The organism is Dietzia maris, assembly GCF_014144855.1.
GTDB lineage: Bacteria > Actinomycetota > Actinomycetes > Mycobacteriales > Mycobacteriaceae > Dietzia > Dietzia kunjamensis.
Genome location: NZ_JAALDN010000322.1, coordinates 1 through 2816 on the forward strand (window position 1 = coordinate 1; position 2816 = coordinate 2816).

Below are 2816 nucleotides of genomic sequence, written 5' to 3' on the forward strand. Positions count from 1 at the left end.
ACGGCCTCGACCCGGCCGTCCGCGCCGCCCGCATCCTCGTCGCCTGCGACGTGGACAACCCGCTGCTCGGTCCGCTGGGCGCGGCCCGCGTCTACGGCCCGCAGAAGGGCGCGATCCCGGACCAACTCGACGAGCTCGAGGCCGGCCTGACCCGCCTGGTGCGGGTCCTGCGAGCGCAGGGACTCGACGTCGACCCGGATGCGCCCGGCTCCGGCGCGGCCGGCGGGGTCGGCTTCATCGCCCGTGAGCTGCTCGGCGCCTCCCTCGACCCGGGGTTCGAGGTGCTCGGCACCCTCACCGGTCTCGAGGACGTCCTGTCCGCCGCCGACCTGGTGATCACGGGCGAGGGCCGACTCGACGACCAGACCATGCACGGCAAGACCCCGATGGGAGTGGCGGCCCTGTGCCGGTCCCACGCCGTCCCGGTGGTCGCGGTGTGTGGCCGCCTGGATCTGGGGGCCGACCGGGTCGCCGAGGCCGGGTTCGCGGCGGCGGCCGCACTCACCGAACGGGAACCCGACCTGGCCCGTTCCATCGCCAACGCGGGCCCGCTGCTCGAGGAGGTCGCCGCCGAGGTCGTCTCCCGCATCCTGCCCTGAGGCGGCGTTGTCACCAGCGGTGCGGTCAGCCGATACGCCGGCGCAGTTCGTCCACTCCCCCGCCGGACAGCTCGTCGAGGAACACCGGCCGGCCCGCCATGGCCATCACCAGCGCCAGCGTCGGCCCCTCTACCTCCGGACCTGCGCCGGCCTCGAACGGCCCGTCGGTCGCCCGTAGGCGCAGTCCCTTCACGAGCCTCGCACTGTTCACCGCGAAGTCCTGCGACGCATAGAACCGCGCGACCCCGGTCAGGGGATCGACGGGGTAGGCGCGGGTCAGGCCGAGGGGCCGGCGGATGTCCTCCGCGTGCACGATCGTCTCGCCGAGCCACGCCGCGGGGTCCCCGAAGGGTGACACGCGGAGCGACGACGAGTCGACGAAGTTCTCCAGCGTCCCGCCGGGGCTGTCGCGGAGCTGCTCCCGCATCCTCCGCCGGTTGTGCTTGTCGGTGTCGAACCCCGCACCCACGATGCTGCGGACCCACCGGACCCGGCCCGTCCGGGCGACCGCCGTCAGATGGGCGAGGACCTTCTCCACGCTCCACCGGGTGCACAGCGACCCGGTGCGCCACTCCGCGTCGCGCAATGCCCCCAGCTCGTCGGCCAGGGCCGCGCGTTCCACGTGGATCGCCGCCCACAGTCGGTCCCGGTCGGCACGGGTGCGGCCCATGAGAACTCCTCCGTCGCGGTTGGGGTGGTCTCATCGAACCACGCGGCCCCGCCCGGCGGTGTGGTCCATGATGGAACCGTCCCCGCCCCCGACTGGAGGTCGACATGCGCAAGTGGCTCCTCGGCGCGCCCCTGGCCGCCCTGGCCGCGGTCGCCGCCACGGACCTGCGGCAGACCAGGTTCCCGATCCTGCGGACGTTCCCCGTCCTCGGACACGCCCGCATGGCGCTGACCGCCATCGGACCCGAGCTGCGGCAGTACATCGTCGCCAGCAACGACGAGGAACGGCCGTTCACCCGGGATCAGCGCGACTGGATCTACGAGTCCGCCGAGTCCCGGGGGACCACGTTCGGGTTCGGTACGGACAACGATATCGAGTTCCTCGAGGGCTACCCGATCATCAAACAGCGCACCTTCAGTGACGTCACCCTGTCCGCGCTCCCCCATTCCGGACAGCAGCTCCCGCTCCCGCCCGCCAAGGTGCTCGGCGCCGCCCGCGGCCGGGCCCGCGCGTTCCGGCCGGACTCTTTGGTCAACATCTCGGCGATGAGCTACGGCTCGCTCTCCGCGCCCGCGGTCGAGGCTCTGGGTCGGGGTGCCGCCCTCTCGGGAGCCCTCCACAACACGGGTGAGGGCGGCCTGAGCCCCTACCACCAGAACGGCGCGGACCTCATCTTCCAGATCGGCACCGCCTACTTCGGGGTCCGCGACGACCGGGGACGGTTCGACATCGACAAGCTGGTCGCGCTCACCGAGAAGCACCCGATCCGGGCGATCGAGATCAAGCTCTCCCAGGGCGCCAAACCCGGCCTGGGCGGGCTCCTCCCCGCCGCCAAGATCAGCGAGGAGATCGCTGCGATCCGCGGGATCCCGATGGGTGAGGACTGCGCGAGCCCCTCCCGGCATACCGCGTTCAGCGACGTCGACTCGATGCTCGACCTCGTCGAGGACATCGCCGACCGCACCGGCCTGCCCGTCGGCATCAAGTCGGCCATCGGCGACATGACCTTCTGGGAGGAACTCGCCACGGCGATGGTCCCGCGCGACCGCGGCGTCGACTTCATCACGATCGACGGCGGGGAGGGCGGCACCGGCGCCGGTCCGCTCGTGTTCACCGACGCGGTGTCCTTGCCCTTCCGCCTCGGCTTCCCGCGCGTGTACTCGGTCTTCGCCGAGGCGGGACTCACCGACGACGTCGTGTTCATCGGCGCCGGCAAGCTCGGCATCCCGGAGAACGCCGTGGTAGCGCTCGCACTGGGCGTGGACATGATCAACGTCGCGCGGGAGGCCATGCTGTCGGTGGGGTGCATCCAGGCGCAGAAGTGCCACACCGGCGGCTGCCCCACCGGTGTCGCCACCCAGAACCCGTGGCTGGTGCGCGGGGTGGAGCCCACCGCGATGGCCGAACGCTGCTCCAACTACATCCGGTCGCTGCGTCGCGAACTCGTCAAGGTCGCCGGCGCCGTCGGCGTCCCCCACCCCGGCCTGATCGGCCCCACCGACGTCGAACTCGCCCGCGGCACCCGGGACTCGCACACGCTCGCCGAG

Annotated in this window: 3 protein-coding genes; 2 read left to right on the forward strand and 1 reads right to left on the reverse strand. The window is 72.1% G+C overall.

Going from position 1 to position 2816, the window contains the following annotated elements:
• The coding region (locus tag G6024_RS10960; protein WP_159148700.1) for a glycerate kinase at window positions 1-599 on the forward strand (599 nt) is incomplete at its 5' end.
• 25 nt (window positions 600-624) lie between these two features.
• On the opposite strand, the gene G6024_RS10965 is transcribed toward G6024_RS10960, so the two are convergent.
• Window positions 625-1269: a maleylpyruvate isomerase family mycothiol-dependent enzyme gene (locus tag G6024_RS10965; protein WP_067714949.1), complete on the reverse strand. Its 645-nt coding sequence runs from the start codon at window positions 1267-1269 to the stop codon at window positions 625-627.
• 104 nt (window positions 1270-1373) lie between these two features.
• Between G6024_RS10965 and G6024_RS10970 the strand changes: the two genes are divergently transcribed.
• The coding region (locus tag G6024_RS10970) for a glutamate synthase-related protein (RefSeq protein WP_159148701.1) at window positions 1374-2816 on the forward strand (1443 nt) is incomplete at its 3' end.